The sequence below is a fragment of the Jeotgalicoccus coquinae genome (assembly GCF_014207425.1).
GTDB classification, from domain to species: Bacteria; Bacillota; Bacilli; order Staphylococcales; family Salinicoccaceae; genus Jeotgalicoccus; species Jeotgalicoccus coquinae.
On the sequence record NZ_JACHFF010000002.1, the window covers coordinates 276,783 to 289,916 of the forward strand.

Consider the following 13,134-nt stretch of genomic DNA (forward strand, 5'->3'; position numbering starts at 1 on the left):
TCTATGTTATATTTGGTCATGTCGTAGGAAAACAAGGCTTAATTAAGTTTATGTTTACCCTTAATCAGATTAAAAAAACAGTAAATGCATTTAATGCATAATCATTTTTTTGGAGGAATTACACATTATGAAGAAAACAATATTAGCAACTACATTAGCATTAGGTTTAGGCGTAACTGGATTTGCAGCAGGACAGGACGCAGAGGCTTCATCATATAATCTTAATAAAGAAGAACTTGCTTACACAGCACAAAATAACCCTGAAGCATTAAATGCATCAGCATTACACCAAGGTTCATATGACTACAACTTTGACCACAAAAACTTTAACTACGACTTCGAATCTGATGGCACTAACTATGCCTGGGCTTACCAAATTAATGGTAATGCACAAGCTGAAGTACAAGTTCAGGAACAATCAGCTGCACCTGCAGTGAAAGAAGACACTCAAACAGTTGAACAAAACAACTACACTTACACTGAAGAAGTACAACAGCCTGCACAAAACACACAAGCAGCTCCAGCAGTACAGGAAGTTGAACAGCCTTCAGCTCCAGCTCCACAAACAACACAATCAACTGGCGGGTCTACTAAGTCACAATTCTTAGCAGCCGGCGGAACTGAAGCTATGTGGAACTCAATCGTATTACCGGAATCAAGCGGTAATCCAAACGCAGTAAGTCCGAACGGCTACCAAGGTCTGGGTCAGACTAAAGAGTCATGGGGTACTGGTTCAGTAGCTCAGCAAACTTCAGGTATGCTTAACTATGCTCAGGAACGTTACGGTTCAATCGACGCGGCCATCCAATTCCGTGAAGCAAACAACTGGTGGTAAGATCCACTCTCATATAATTCGCTCCGAAATGCCCGGTATTTCCCAGGCAATTCGGAGTTTTTTTGTTTCTTCTATACTCTCCTTATCCATAAAAGTTTAAATCTTTTTATTTAGGCTATATGATTTAAAAATACATATATAAGAAAGCAGGTTCAACTATGCCAAAAATCTATAGCGCAGTAAAACTTCCCGAAACTGCAGTAAAAATCATTAAAGATCAAAATATCGAATTGGATATGCACGATGAATTAACTACTCCAAAAACAGAAGTAATTATTGATAGAGTTAAAGGTGCAGATGGTTTAATTACCGGCGTTAACGTTCAGGCTCCCGCTGAAGTAATTCAGGCGAATACAGGCCTTAAGGTTATTGCGAACGTCGGCTCAGGTTTTAATAACATTGATATTGATGAAGCAAATAAGCATAATATTGCTGTGACTAATACTCCAGTCCATGAATCTGTCGCATCAACTGCGGAACTTGCAGTAACATTAATGCTGGCACTCTCACGCCGTGTGCTTCCAGGACACGAAATGGCTGTGAAAAATGAATTCGACGGCTGGCAGGTTATGGGTTATCTCGGCGGTAATCAGGTTGTCGATAAAACTTTGGCCATCGTCGGCTTCGGCCAGATAGGACAGTATATCGGTAAAATTGCTCAAGCATTTAATATGAAGCTTTTATATGTTGACCACGAAGAAAAAGATACAGAACTTGATGCGACAAAAGTCAGTCTTGAAGAAGCTTTAAAAGAAGCTGATTATGTCATTACTCAGGTAAACTATAATGAAACATCACATCATTTATTCAGTAAAAAAGAATTCGAACAGATGAAAGAATCTGCATATTTCATTAACACTGCACGCGGCGGTGTTGTAGATGAATCAGCACTTATCGATGCTTTAAAAAATAAGCAGATACAGGCAGCAGCACTGGATGTACATGAAGAAGAACCGCATATTAATGAAGAACTTGCAAAACTTGATAACGTGATTCTGACACCGCATATCGGTAATGACACTTACGAAGCGAGAAATAAAATGGCGGAAGTAGCTGCAGATCAGGCAGTTAAAGCTTTAACAGATACTGAGCTGGATTATCAGGTGAACAAATAAGATGAAATAATACAAGATTTATCGTATAATAGCAATTAAATAAAATAGTTCTCTTATTAAGAGTGAGTGGAGGGATTTGGCCCTGTGAAACTCCGGCAACAGCTGTAAAGCGATGTGCTAAATCCAACAGTTTATTTAAACTGGATGATAAGAAGTCGGGTAAAGCTCTTCTTAATTCAGAGAAGAGCTATTTTATTTGAAAAAATAAAAAGGGTGGTAATTACATGAAAACCGTACGCGAACTATTTTCGGAATTAGACGAGTGGAAAGCATATCAGGCGAACAGCACGATGAGCAACATCGCAAAAGCGAATCATATCAGCAGGGTAAAACGTGAAATCGCAAATCGCATCGATGTTGAAGAGTACAGAGATTATATTTTATTTAAAGAAGAAAGCTGATTTCTCTAGTTACTAATACTATTAACCCATCATATAAATTGCTATTATTAAAATTAATAATAGCAATTTTTTACATACTCGGAGAGGGGCGATTAATTGTTCTGCAGATTAAAAAAACTCTTTAAACTGCTTTTCTTCAACGCCGTTTTATGGGGTTTCATCCATTATTTTATTTCTTATATATTTTTACGCATCAATAATCGTACGTACTTCCGCGGTCCGCTCAGATTAAAATCATATACTTTTGAAAAAAACGGCAGCCTATGGAACAAACTATTCCAAGTCCGGAAGTGGAAAGATATAGTTCCTGAAGGCGGTCAGATTTTTACCGGCAGCTACAATAAGTCTGAGTTAAAAGATAAAAGTCCCGCTGCCTTAAAATCCTTCATTATAGAAATTAACCGTGCTGAGGTTACTCATTGGATGATAATCTTCTCCCTGCCGTTTATTCTTTTATTCAATCCCAGATGGACTTATATAATCCACGGACTTTATGCACTAGTCAGCAATATCCCTTTTATCATAATTCAGAGATACAACCGCCCCCGATTTGAAAGATTGTACGCACGCCGGCTTAAAAATGATGACTTGAACTGAGGTGATAGAATGATTCAAACAGCGATATTTATTTTTATACTTGTTAAAGGCGGATTGCATAATTTAGCCGGAGCGATCCAGACATTAGCACATGAAATTGGTGTAGAAATTATTACAGGCAGTGAAGTGAAAACAGCTATTACTGACGAAGGTACTATTGAACATCTGATTTTAGACGACGGCTCGAAGATTGAAGCAGATCTTTACGTCTCAAATATGGAAGTTATTCCATTCTATACGAAAGTTCTGGATACGCTGCCTAAAAATATTAGTAAGATGAAAAAGAAATTCCCGCCCGAGAGCTCAGGTCTGGTCATTCATCTTGGTGTTAATAAAACATATCCGGAGCTTAGACATCATAACTTTTTCTTTTCCGAAGACTCGGATAAGAATTATGAAACTGTATTTGATAAAAAAGAGCTGCCAAAAGATCCGACAATTTATTTAGTCAATGCAAATAAAACAGACCCGTCACAAGCACCAAAAGGCCATGAAAACCTGAAAATTTTACCGCATATTCCACCTCTTAATTATATTGATTACACGAAAGAAGATTATATGAATTTCAGGGAGCTTGTTCTTAAAAAACTTGAGAATATGGGCCTGACAGATTTAAGAAAACATATAGTCACAGAATACATGCTTACACCTCACGATATTGAGTCGATGTATCTATCTGACGGCGGATCCATATACGGTACTTTGTCAGATAAAAAGCTGAACCAGGGATTTAAGCATCCAAAAGAGTCTGCATTTATAAATAACCTGTACTTTGTCGGCGGCACAGTGAATCCAGGCGGCGGTATGCCGATGGTCACACTGAGCGGTCAAAATGCAGCGAAATATATTGCAGAAAAAGATTCCAAAATTTAAAAAATCCGGATACTGATTATCAGTATCCAGATTTTTATCATGTTGCAAGACCAATTGAAGTATTTTCATAACTTGAATCTTTTAAAGCTTTAATAATAAAATGTGCAACATCCGCACGCGGTATCGAACTTGATTTAGCCGGCACACCTGAAGCAGCTTCTCTGTATTCACCAGTAAATTCTTTATTCGATAATCCCATAGGACGGACGATAGTGCAGTTTAATCCTGCATCCTGAATATGTCCGACAGCAGCACGGTGATCGATTAATGCATTCTTAAGCAGCTGCATAATTACTTTACCCATAATGCCCGTTAGTTCCTTATGCACGCCTGCTGATGCTGTATAAACAATACGCTCGACATTATGTTCTTTCATGCCTTCAACAATATTCTTCGTCATATTCTGAAGTTCTTCAGATTTCCTCATACCTTTGCTTGAACCGAGACACGATACCACCGCGTCATGATTTGAAATTGCTGCAGAGACTTCTTCCTTATTGAAGGCATCTCCCTGTACTATATTTAAATTTTCATGAGTAATTTCAAGTTTAGCCGGGGTACGTACAAATGCTGTAACTTCCAATCCTGCATCCAGGCCTTGTTGCACAACGTATTTACCAACACCGCCTGTTGCTCCAAATACAATGATTTTCATCATAGTTCACCCTCCCATTCCTTAAAGAATGTATCCAGAAACTGTTTCATAAAAGCTTCCCGTTCTTCAGCTATATTAATGGCTGCCTGTGTATTCATCTTGTCCTTTAACAGCAGCAGCTTTTCGTAGAAATGATTAATAGAAGTCGATTCACCGTGACGGTATTCTTCAAAACTCATCTGATCTCTGACAGGAATTTCAGGGTCGTACATTGCCTGTCCTTTAGCACCGCCGTACTGGAAAGTTCTCGCAATTCCGATTGCCCCGAGAGCATCCAGTCTGTCGGCATCCTGAACGATTTGAGCTTCGATGTACGATAATTCCTTGCCTGTCCCGCCTTTAAATGACATTGTTGTAATGATATCTATAATTGTCTCAATAGTCTCATCAGCAACCTCGTTTCTTTCAAGCAGTTTTCTAATACGTTCCAGTGCCATGTTAACGTCAGAGGTTACCTTATCATCCGCAATATCATGGAGCAGGGCAGCAGAAATTACAGTAAAATCATCTGCCTTTTCATGCTTTAATATTTCTTTGGCAATATCTGTGACTCTTTTTATATGGTACCAGTCATGGCCGCTCTTTTCATTTAGCAGCTCACCTTTGACCCATTCTTCAATATTTTGTAGTACTTTATCTTCAGTCATGAAAGTGTTCCTCCATCAGTTATTATAATAATACTTTCATTATACTTTGATTTATCTACATTTAACAAAAATGATATAAAATTATTGACATAATGAGGGATTTTATATTATTGTTAATTAATATTATATTAAGCGGATATGGCGGAACTGGCAGACGCGCTAGAATCAGGCTCTAGTGTCTTAATCGACGTGGGGGTTCGACTCCCTTTATCCGCATCACTTTTAAAGACCACTAATTTTTTAGTGGTCTTTTTTTTATTTTTTAAACTCTGCTGATACACTGATAAAAAGAACTGAAATCGAAGAAAGGAGCAGTTTTTATGAAAAGAACAGTAGTCTACCGTCCATTTGAGCAGAGGGATACTGCTCATCTGGCTGAAGTGATCAGTCAAAGCTGGAGTTATGAAAAGATGTTTTCCAAAAATACAGCCTATCATTTCTCACACATATTCCTATACTACGAACTGAGCCGTCAATCATATAATCGAGTCGTGGAAGTCGAGGGCAGAGCAGCGGGTATCATTACAAGTGCTTTTAAGGCTAAACATAAAAGACGTGGCTTTTATATAATGAAAGTTCTAAAACACGGACTGCAAATGGCAGTAACCGCAGAAGGCCGGAACGTGCTATTAAATTATATAAAAGCAGTTGATGAGTTAAACAGCCGTATGCTGAACAGTTTAAACGAACCTTTTAAAGCAGAACTCTCACTCTTTGCAGTCAGTCCCTCACTTCAGGGACTCGGGGCCGGGTCTGCTTTATTTAACGATTTACTTCTCCAGCTTAAGAAGAATCAGATTGAGACTTACTACCTGTATACAGATACAACTTGCAACTTCGGCTTCTACGACTATAAAGGACTGGAACGGGCATCTGCTGTAAAACGATATATTAAGACACCCGTCAACAAGGAAATCGAATTTTTCATATATAAAGGATATGTGTAAATGAAAATTTCATTTTCTTCCTTGCTGCCATTTGTTATACTGTATGAAATTTATAAATGGAAAGGACAAAATTACGATGTTCAGTTTTAACAGTATAGTGATGATGGTCATTTCAGGTGTGCTTGCAGTCCTGTATTTCATTGCTTCAGTTTATAACAGGATGAACAGGAAAAGTTATACACATAAGGTTCAGAAACCGGGTCAGCTGATGACCTTTTTCTCCAGAGTTATGCTGATTTTAAGCATACTGTGCGCGGGTTTTACACTTCTCGGTGCAATGATGAAAGATACTGAAATGGCTGTAGTATTTGCGGTTATTACTATTATCAGCACATTGCTGACATGGGGGATTAAGCATAAATATGACTTCACTTATCAGGAAACGGACGAGTATTTTATAGTGACCAGAAGGAAGAAGACTTATAAAGTTTATTACAAGGATATCAGTCACTGGCAATGGGGAATATACGACATTTATATCCAGGACCGTAACCGGCCGGAAGGTGATTTTATCGGTGTCAGTGTCAGTCTTTTTAAACCGGAAATACTGCTGACGAAAATGACTGAAAAAGTATTTGCAGGCGAATTTCCACGTATTGACGGTTTGTACCCGGATGACACTGTCTATCCTGGAGATCCGCTCAGAAAGAAAGAAATTGTCCGCTGTTTAACCCAGGCAGGATACAGCTATTTAATTCCCGAATACATAGACGCTCTCAGCACGATGCAGCAGGATAATGTCTAATGAATATCCAGAAATGCAGACAATCATTCTGACTGTAAATCATTATAAAAATGCCAGCAGTTCAACTTGATATGCTCCTCCTAAAGTATTTGACTTGTCTACTTGACCGAGAGCATATCAACTTATAGTGGTCTTTTTTTATTCACATTTAAAATTTTTACCAGCTGATCGTTCAAATAATCTGCACTGTAGGAAAAACCATTTTTGTACCAGTTGATAATCATACCGATAATAGCATTGGACTGATAGGATGCAAACATTTCATGATTAAAGTCTCCCTGCTGTTTATCCATATCTTCTAAGAACAATTTATCGATTTCATCAAACAGCATATAGTAATATCTTAACGGTACTTTTCTGGAAAAAATAATTTCGTAAAACGGTTTAAATTTTTCAATATGATGAAAGATACGGATTGTCGAAGAGTCCAATTCATCCACATTCAAAATCGCCGCCCGACGATAAGGTTCCTTATAAGAACTGGCCAAGTCTAAAGTTATTTCCTTAAAATACTCCTCAAACACATCTTCAATTTGCCCGTAGTGCAAATAAAAAGTGCCCCGGTTAATCTTAGCTTTTTTGCAGATCTCTGTTATAGAAATTTCATCGAGATCTTTATCATTTAATAACTGCAGCAATGCCTGATGCAAGGCGTCTTTAGTCTTCACAATACGTAAATCATTTTTCGACATTTTCTCACCTCTTATTGAACAATATTATATGTATCCGTTCATTAATGAACAGTTATCTAATTTTTGGTTATTGAAAGCGTTTACCTTCATTATTATAATAGATAATAGACAGTTGTACAATATAAGGAGGCTACAAAAATGAGATTACAAGACAAAGTTGCAATCGTAACAGGGGCAGCATCAGGGATGGGTAAAGCAATCGCAGAAGCTTACGCAAGAGAAGGTGCCAAAGTTGTCGTATCTGATTTAAACATAGAAGGTGCAGAGGAAGTTGCAGCAAACCTTAAAGCTAATGGTGCAGAAGCTTTCGCAATTAAAACGAATGTTTCTGTAGAAGAAGAAGTTGAACAGTTATTCGAAGAAACGAAGAAAAACTTCGGTAAACTGGATATCTTAGTTAACAATGCAGGAATTATGGACGGCATGGAACCTGTCGGAGAAATTTCAAACGAGAGATGGGAAATGTTATTCGCTGTAAATACGACAGCAGTAATGAAATCAATGCGTTTGGCAGTCAACCTGTTCTTAGAACAGGGACACGGTACAATCGTTAATAATATTTCAGCAGGCGGACTATACGGCGGCCGTGCAGGTGCAGCATATACAGCATCAAAACACGCAGTTGTCGGTTTAACAAAAAACACAGCGTTTATGTATGCAGATAAAAATATCCGCACAAACGGTATTGCACCAGGGGCAGTTAAGACAAATATTGCTTCATCTATGAAGAATATGAGTGAATTTGGAGCTGGTCGTCAAAGTCAGGGAATGTCACTTAACCCGAGAGCAGGGGAACCTGAAGAAATTGCTGAAGCAGCAGTCTTCCTCGGTTCAGACGAAGCGAGCTTCGTTAATGGCCAGGTTCTTGCTGCAGACGGCGGCTGGACTGCGTACTAAACTGATTAAATGAATAGGTAATACTAAAGAAGAGATTAAATTTATTATTTAATCCCTTCTTTTATTTCTCTATAAACCTCATTAAATAAATGATTAAAAAAATTTCTGATAAAATACTACACTACTCTCAGTTTGAACTATCCGGTTTTGCCGGATAGTTCATTTTTCTATGAACATATCTTCATAATAAATAATTTTTACCGCTTGCGAATGATTATTAACCTCTCACGGAAAACTCACCTTTAAATACTGATTTTCGTTATATACTGTGTTTAACGAGTTTAGCCACAAGGGGGATAATTATGAAGGCGGAATTAATTATTGACGAACAGTTAAATGAAGACGAAGTCAAAATCCATACAAAAACAGCAATAGCAGGGGCCAGGGTTTTATCTTATATAGATCACTTTACAACAGACAGGGAAAATTTAATTATCCGCTCCGATGAGGAACTGTTGATGATACAGAAATCAGATGTTATCTCTGCAGAAGTACAGGATAAAACGCTGACTATATATACCAAGACAGAAGAGATTGTAACATCAAAAAGTTTAAGGGAGCTGCTGGAGGAATTGAACTCAGAAACATTTTTGAAAGTATCAAAGGCAGAAATGTTAAATATTCAAATGATTAACCGCGTTGAACCTTCATTTTCTGGAAATTTGATTGCAAGGATGAAGAATGGCAAAAAAGTCAGTATTTCGAGACGTTACGTTTCTAAATTAAAAGAAAGGCTGGGGATATGATGAAAAGATTAATTATCTGTGTTGCAGAAGCTGTTGGTATTGGGAGTTTTGTTTATCTCCTCTTTGGTCTTTCAGGTACATTATCCAATGAAATAATTTCTGTATGGATTGCATCTGGAATTATCGGAATCTCAACCATGCTGCATTACACAAAGCTGTCAGGATTACCTGCTTATACAATTCAATTTACAGTGGGTATCATTGCATTCATATCCGTCTCTTTAATCAATGGATGGATAGATATGAATATTGCATCTGTACTTTCCTATGCAGGCATTATCTTTGTAATCATGTTCATAATATTTCTCGCGTTCTATCTGATTTCGTTTCTCGACAGTAAAAAAATCAATGAGAAACTGAATGGAAAATAGAGTATTTAAAAAAGCTTCTAACCAAATCATCAACAGGTTAGAAGCTTTTTCATATTATTTAGAACCACAAATCTGCCAGCAGTTCCATCGATTGTTTTCTTTTTTCTGGATCATAAGCGTAAGTCACAATAATCAGTTCATCTGCTCCGGTCTCTTCAGTAAACTCTTCCAGTTTTTTACGAACAGTTTCAGGTGAACCAACGGCTTTGAGACTGAACATTGCATCCATCATTTTTCTTTGTTCTTCTGTTCCTAATTCTTCGGGCTCAACTGGCGGCTGGAGCTTACGCTGCTGGCCAGTCTGCATATCCATCATCATCTGTGTCGTTGTGGTCCAGATTTTTTCTGCTTCCTCATCTGTCGGTGCCACAACGACATTAATTCCCGCCATAACATAAGGTTCATCAATCTGGGAAGTCGGCGAATCTGTCGTAAACGCCGAGCGGTACATATCAATTTTTTGTTTATAATCATCCGGCGTAAAGTGGGTCGCTATTGAATAAGGCAGACCCAGCTGACCTGCAATAGATGCACCGTTCATACTTGAGCCGAGTACCCAAATTGGAATGTGTGTCCCTGTACCCACTGTAGAAGTCACCGGAACACTGTGAGCGAGGCCTTCATCGCTGAACCAGCCTATAAGGTCGTAGATTGAATTTGCAAAGTTTTGAGCATCACTGCTGGTGCGCGTAATCAGCTGAGATGTTCTTTGATCCGTACCTGGTGCGCGACCCAGTCCGAGATCAATTCTATCCGGATAAAGCTGTGCAATCGTGCCGAAATTTTCAGCGACCTGCAGCGGTGAATGGTTCGGCAGCATGATACCGCCTGAGCCGATGCGGATATTTTTTGTCCGCGCTGCGGCCATCGCAATCAGCTGAGATGTCGCAGCTGATGCAAGACTTTTTGTATTATGATGCTCAGCGAACCAAAGTCTCTTGAATCCGAGTTTATCAATAAGTTCAGCATTGTCTAGGGACGCTTCGATTGCTTCCCTAACTGTCTGATTTTCCGAAATGCCCACAAGTTCAAGGACATTTAATGGTATATGTTTTGTCATTTAAATTAGTTCTCCTTTACGTATCTTATTAAGTCTTAATGTAATGTATCCCATTACAATGAGATACTCCAATCATAAAACACCATGAGATATAAAGATAATGAACTGTTTAAAAGTCGAATCATCCTCATTTTCGAAGAAGAAATTAAATCAAAAAACATCTAACCAATTTAAGTCAGATGTTTCTTGCTCTTCAATATTTAAAAATTCAGCCCAAGCAGCTGGAATTTCATTAAAACTTATTTCTTCTTCAATCACAGGCTCTATTTCCGAAGTTGCTCCTTTTCTTTCTTCAAGATTATCTACTGCCATAAAAATAAATACAAGCAGTAATGCGATACTGATCAGCATCAAAACGAAAAGGATTATTACAGTCATTTTAGATTTGTTCATATTTTTCATAAAATTATCCCCTAGTTTGCTTTGACTTAATTATATCATTCAGTGAATTACCTGAATAATCTCCATTGTCATTTGTCGGAATTTATTCATAAGATTCCAAGGCAAATACTTATCATGTTACTGAGAATCATTACTTGTTGTATTTTTAGGATAAACGATTTCCCCGTCATTCTCTATAATCGGCATGGCACCCCATTGACCTGACTTATGAGACACTACTTCTATTTCATCTTTATTATTCACTATTATATGCTCTACACTCAAATCGTGCGCAGCTAACCAGTTACTAATGATTAAACGGTGACATCTTGATGGATGACGTTCAGCACATAAGATAGCAACTGTATTTTCATTAGCATCTTCCATTAACGAATTGATACCTTCTTTAAATTCATCAGTGAGCGTATAAGCTGCGTAATTATGGAAGAATTGATTTTTCCAGCCTCCTCTAAATTTAAACTCATTAGATGTAGCTTATATAATAATATACATAAATACTTTCAGTATTCCATTCTGGAGATATTTGATACCAGAACCAAAAGTGAAATTATTCTTGAAAGAGAAAATTACTGGAAAAACGTATTCGATACAAAGAAAAATGGAATGAATCATAACTGATTACTAAATGATAACGTTCTTAATTTAAACAAATTCATTTTATAGTTTATATTCTTCAATACAGTAATTCAATATAAGGGGCATGCTTCTCTTCTAGGATTAAGCTTTCTCACTAATTTAAGGGAGAGAGCAGCCCTTTACATCTGATATCCTTCAAGCTCTACTGAAAAGAAGAAGATTAATACCGTGGTACACACTTATCTAGTGTTTTTTAATCTTTTTTCTTCCACATTTTCCATCCATTAGAAGATTTACGTGCAACAATTGAAGCTGCCGTAGAGGGTTTAGTAAAAGTATAGTCTTTTACCAACGTACCTTCATCGTTGATTGTTTTGGTTTCCATTAGTTCATTAAGTAACCTCCCGCTTGAAAAACTTTTAATCGTCTTGTTCATCTATATTTTTCAATAGTTTTTCTACATCATCTTCTCGATGCTCTTCATCAGTTTTGATTTCTTTTTCATGGATATATTCTGAGAAACTATTTTCTCATCTAAATTAATTTTAGCATTTATAATTACGCATTCTTTTTGATAAACTTTAATCTACTACTTAAAAATCCACTTCTAAACCTCTATGTATCATCGCATGACAATTTGGACAAACCGGTCTTAAATCTTTAACTGGATCTATTTTATATTCTTTACCTATCTCTGATAAGGGAACAATATGATGTACATGAATAAATTCTTTTCCGATCTCACCATATTCATTTTCAAAATTTAAATCACATACCATACAATTGTATCCATAATAATTTATACATTCCTGGCGTGCTCTAGAGCTTCTCTCGTATCTGTTTACAGCAACTTGTTCTTTGACTCCTTCATACAACGTGTCATTTTGTATAACCTCAGGGTAGAGCACAGAAAAGTTTTCTAATTCTAGAAGGTAAGTTCTAAGCGGTTCTGATAATCGTTGTGGTCCTTGAGGAGCCGTTTTCAAACCATTTTCTATTAAATTTTTCAAGTGTCTTTCGTCAGATGCGAACTCTTCAATCAATTTTAATTCCATAAATCGACCTTGTAATGCTTCTTCATACTTAGTTCTGTCTTTCCAAAATTGAGAGTCATCTACAATGTCATTCCTTGTCTTATCTATTTCTACGACTTGTGTTTTATACTTAATAGTTTGAAAAGGAGCACTAGCATAAATATATACAATATCGTTCACTTGATAAGAATAGTTACCTTGTTTCCAGTCGATAAAACCCCATTTTTGGAATGCCGCTTCATGATCATATTTATTATGATTTGCAGATATTAACCAATATTGAGTCATTTCCATTCACCTCATAAACTTTATTTGAATCCAACAAACTAATTGTATTATAAAGAATCTTCAAAGTAATGAATAATTTATGTTTATTTTAAGCAATCACATCACTTATGATAGCTCTCGGCATATCGCTTTACGATGCGGTTTTTACAAAAAAGAATGAAAATAAATTTACAGAATTTTTACGATTAAAATTCAGATTTTCAAGTTTTTTTAAAAAATTATAGGCTATACTTAAATATAAGTATAAATTTAC

17 protein-coding genes, 1 tRNA gene, 2 pseudogenes and 1 riboswitch are annotated in these 13,134 nt (G+C 36.9%); of the genes and pseudogenes, 12 read left to right on the forward strand and 8 right to left on the reverse strand.

All coding sequences use genetic code 11. The features are described from left to right. The first annotated feature begins 127 nt into the window (after positions 1-127). The 5 genes from HNR41_RS07925 (at position 128) to HNR41_RS07940 (ending at position 3,821) form a co-directional block, all read left to right on the forward strand. Positions 128-835 carry an aggregation-promoting factor C-terminal-like domain-containing protein gene (locus HNR41_RS07925; protein WP_184283449.1) on the forward strand — a complete coding sequence of 236 codons (708 nt, stop codon included), beginning with the start codon at positions 128-130 and terminating at the stop codon, positions 833-835. Positions 836-993: 158 nt separating this feature from the next. Further along, positions 994-1,950 carry a 2-hydroxyacid dehydrogenase gene (locus HNR41_RS07930; RefSeq protein ID WP_184283450.1) on the forward strand — a complete coding sequence of 319 codons (957 nt, stop codon included), beginning with the start codon at positions 994-996 and terminating at the stop codon, positions 1,948-1,950. A 50-nt stretch (positions 1,951-2,000) separates the two neighbouring features. Continuing rightward, positions 2,001-2,104, forward strand: a riboswitch (SAM riboswitch). Positions 2,105-2,174: 70 nt separating this feature from the next. After that, complete coding sequence (locus HNR41_RS07935; RefSeq protein ID WP_184283451.1) at positions 2,175-2,351, forward strand: hypothetical protein; 177 nt, start codon at positions 2,175-2,177, stop codon at positions 2,349-2,351. Positions 2,352-2,447: 96 nt separating this feature from the next. Further along, the gene (locus HNR41_RS11530; RefSeq protein ID WP_221432898.1) at positions 2,448-2,948 is read left to right on the forward strand and encodes a glycosyl-4,4'-diaponeurosporenoate acyltransferase CrtO family protein; all 501 of its coding nucleotides are present in this window, start codon (positions 2,448-2,450) and stop codon (positions 2,946-2,948) included. A gap of 9 nt (positions 2,949-2,957) precedes the next feature. After that, positions 2,958-3,821 (forward strand): phytoene desaturase family protein, encoded by an 864-nt coding sequence (locus HNR41_RS07940; protein ID WP_184283452.1) that lies wholly within the window; start codon positions 2,958-2,960, stop codon positions 3,819-3,821. A gap of 37 nt (positions 3,822-3,858) precedes the next feature. On the opposite strand, the gene HNR41_RS07945 is transcribed toward HNR41_RS07940, so the two are convergent. Together HNR41_RS07945 and HNR41_RS07950 are read right to left on the reverse strand one after the other, a co-directional pair. Continuing rightward, positions 3,859-4,479: an NAD(P)-dependent oxidoreductase gene (locus tag HNR41_RS07945; RefSeq protein WP_229714966.1), complete on the reverse strand. Its 621-nt coding sequence runs from the start codon at positions 4,477-4,479 to the stop codon at positions 3,859-3,861. After that, positions 4,476-5,123: an HD domain-containing protein gene (locus HNR41_RS07950; RefSeq protein ID WP_184283454.1), complete on the reverse strand. Its 648-nt coding sequence runs from the start codon at positions 5,121-5,123 to the stop codon at positions 4,476-4,478. Before HNR41_RS07950 ends, HNR41_RS07945 begins: the two co-directional genes overlap by 4 nt. A 132-nt stretch (positions 5,124-5,255) precedes the next feature. Between HNR41_RS07950 and HNR41_RS07955 the strand changes: the two genes are divergently transcribed. From HNR41_RS07955 to HNR41_RS07965, 3 genes are all read left to right on the forward strand, one after another. Next, positions 5,256-5,339, forward strand: a tRNA-Leu gene (locus HNR41_RS07955). Between the two features lie 104 nt (positions 5,340-5,443). Continuing rightward, positions 5,444-6,070, forward strand: coding sequence for a GNAT family N-acetyltransferase (locus tag HNR41_RS07960; RefSeq protein ID WP_184283455.1), 627 nt, complete (start codon positions 5,444-5,446; stop codon positions 6,068-6,070). A 43-nt stretch (positions 6,071-6,113) separates the two neighbouring features. After that, positions 6,114-6,815, forward strand: a complete 702-nt coding sequence (locus HNR41_RS07965) for a hypothetical protein (RefSeq protein ID WP_186100375.1) — start codon at positions 6,114-6,116, stop codon at positions 6,813-6,815. Positions 6,816-6,937: 122 nt separating this feature from the next. Here HNR41_RS07965 and HNR41_RS07970 read toward each other — a convergent pair whose 3' ends face one another. After that, a complete protein-coding gene (locus HNR41_RS07970; protein WP_184283459.1) occupies positions 6,938-7,507 on the reverse strand; it encodes a TetR-like C-terminal domain-containing protein in 570 nt (189 codons plus the stop codon). Positions 7,508-7,645: 138 nt separating this feature from the next. On the opposite strand from HNR41_RS07970, the gene HNR41_RS07975 reads away from it, so the two are divergent. From HNR41_RS07975 to HNR41_RS07985, 3 genes are all read left to right on the forward strand, one after another. Continuing rightward, positions 7,646-8,404 carry a glucose 1-dehydrogenase gene (locus HNR41_RS07975; RefSeq protein WP_184283461.1) on the forward strand — a complete coding sequence of 253 codons (759 nt, stop codon included), beginning with the start codon at positions 7,646-7,648 and terminating at the stop codon, positions 8,402-8,404. Positions 8,405-8,706: 302 nt separating this feature from the next. Next, on the forward strand, positions 8,707-9,150 hold the full coding sequence (locus tag HNR41_RS07980) for a LytTR family DNA-binding domain-containing protein (protein ID WP_184283463.1): 444 nt from the start codon (positions 8,707-8,709) through the stop codon (positions 9,148-9,150). Further along, positions 9,147-9,521 carry a DUF3021 family protein gene (locus HNR41_RS07985; RefSeq protein ID WP_184283465.1) on the forward strand — a complete coding sequence of 125 codons (375 nt, stop codon included), beginning with the start codon at positions 9,147-9,149 and terminating at the stop codon, positions 9,519-9,521. The genes HNR41_RS07980 and HNR41_RS07985 overlap by 4 nt, the downstream gene beginning before the upstream one ends. Positions 9,522-9,579: 58 nt before the next feature. Here HNR41_RS07985 and HNR41_RS07990 read toward each other — a convergent pair whose 3' ends face one another. From HNR41_RS07990 to HNR41_RS08000, 3 genes and pseudogenes are all read right to left on the reverse strand, one after another. After that, positions 9,580-10,581 (reverse strand): LLM class flavin-dependent oxidoreductase, encoded by a 1,002-nt coding sequence (locus HNR41_RS07990; protein ID WP_184283467.1) that lies wholly within the window; start codon positions 10,579-10,581, stop codon positions 9,580-9,582. A 150-nt stretch (positions 10,582-10,731) separates the two neighbouring features. Next, positions 10,732-10,983, reverse strand: coding sequence for a hypothetical protein (locus HNR41_RS07995; protein WP_184283469.1), 252 nt, complete (start codon positions 10,981-10,983; stop codon positions 10,732-10,734). A gap of 117 nt (positions 10,984-11,100) precedes the next feature. Next, positions 11,101-11,412, reverse strand: a pseudogene (locus HNR41_RS08000) (DUF488 family protein); the annotation flags it as partial. A gap of 69 nt (positions 11,413-11,481) precedes the next feature. Here HNR41_RS08000 and HNR41_RS11500 point away from each other — a divergent pair. Continuing rightward, positions 11,482-11,601 (forward strand): annotated as a pseudogene (locus HNR41_RS11500) (GIY-YIG nuclease family protein); the annotation flags it as partial. Positions 11,602-11,812: 211 nt separating this feature from the next. Here the strand turns inward: HNR41_RS11500 and HNR41_RS08005 are convergent. After that, on the reverse strand, positions 11,813-11,995 hold the full coding sequence (locus tag HNR41_RS08005; RefSeq protein ID WP_188357536.1) for a DUF4357 domain-containing protein: 183 nt from the start codon (positions 11,993-11,995) through the stop codon (positions 11,813-11,815). Between the two features lie 157 nt (positions 11,996-12,152). Beyond that, a complete protein-coding gene (locus HNR41_RS11415) occupies positions 12,153-12,881 on the reverse strand; it encodes an HNH endonuclease (RefSeq protein WP_184283480.1) in 729 nt (242 codons plus the stop codon). Positions 12,882-13,134: the final 253 nt, after the last annotated feature.

What these genes read in the sequence shown, in the direction of transcription:
- HNR41_RS07990 (WP_184283467.1), bottom strand. Translation starts at nt 10,581, where the DNA reads ATGACAAAACATATACCATTAAATGTCCTTGAACTTGTGGGCATTTCG.
- HNR41_RS08005 (WP_188357536.1), bottom strand. Translation starts at nt 11,995, where the DNA reads ATGAACAAGACGATTAAAAGTTTTTCAAGCGGGAGGTTACTTAATGAA.
- HNR41_RS07960 (WP_184283455.1), top strand. Translation starts at nt 5,444, where the DNA reads ATGAAAAGAACAGTAGTCTACCGTCCATTTGAGCAGAGGGATACTGCT.
- HNR41_RS07935 (WP_184283451.1), top strand. Translation starts at nt 2,175, where the DNA reads ATGAAAACCGTACGCGAACTATTTTCGGAATTAGACGAGTGGAAAGCA.
- HNR41_RS07925 (WP_184283449.1), top strand. Translation starts at nt 128, where the DNA reads ATGAAGAAAACAATATTAGCAACTACATTAGCATTAGGTTTAGGCGTA.
- HNR41_RS07940 (WP_184283452.1), top strand. Translation starts at nt 2,958, where the DNA reads ATGATTCAAACAGCGATATTTATTTTTATACTTGTTAAAGGCGGATTG.
- HNR41_RS11415 (WP_184283480.1), bottom strand. Translation starts at nt 12,881, where the DNA reads ATGACTCAATATTGGTTAATATCTGCAAATCATAATAAATATGATCAT.
- HNR41_RS07965 (WP_186100375.1), top strand. Translation starts at nt 6,114, where the DNA reads ATGAAATTTATAAATGGAAAGGACAAAATTACGATGTTCAGTTTTAAC.
- HNR41_RS07975 (WP_184283461.1), top strand. Translation starts at nt 7,646, where the DNA reads ATGAGATTACAAGACAAAGTTGCAATCGTAACAGGGGCAGCATCAGGG.
- HNR41_RS07950 (WP_184283454.1), bottom strand. Translation starts at nt 5,123, where the DNA reads ATGACTGAAGATAAAGTACTACAAAATATTGAAGAATGGGTCAAAGGT.
- HNR41_RS07945 (WP_229714966.1), bottom strand. Translation starts at nt 4,479, where the DNA reads ATGATGAAAATCATTGTATTTGGAGCAACAGGCGGTGTTGGTAAATAC.
- HNR41_RS07970 (WP_184283459.1), bottom strand. Translation starts at nt 7,507, where the DNA reads ATGTCGAAAAATGATTTACGTATTGTGAAGACTAAAGACGCCTTGCAT.
- HNR41_RS07995 (WP_184283469.1), bottom strand. Translation starts at nt 10,983, where the DNA reads ATGAAAAATATGAACAAATCTAAAATGACTGTAATAATCCTTTTCGTT.
- HNR41_RS07980 (WP_184283463.1), top strand. Translation starts at nt 8,707, where the DNA reads ATGAAGGCGGAATTAATTATTGACGAACAGTTAAATGAAGACGAAGTC.
- HNR41_RS07930 (WP_184283450.1), top strand. Translation starts at nt 994, where the DNA reads ATGCCAAAAATCTATAGCGCAGTAAAACTTCCCGAAACTGCAGTAAAA.
- HNR41_RS07985 (WP_184283465.1), top strand. Translation starts at nt 9,147, where the DNA reads ATGATGAAAAGATTAATTATCTGTGTTGCAGAAGCTGTTGGTATTGGG.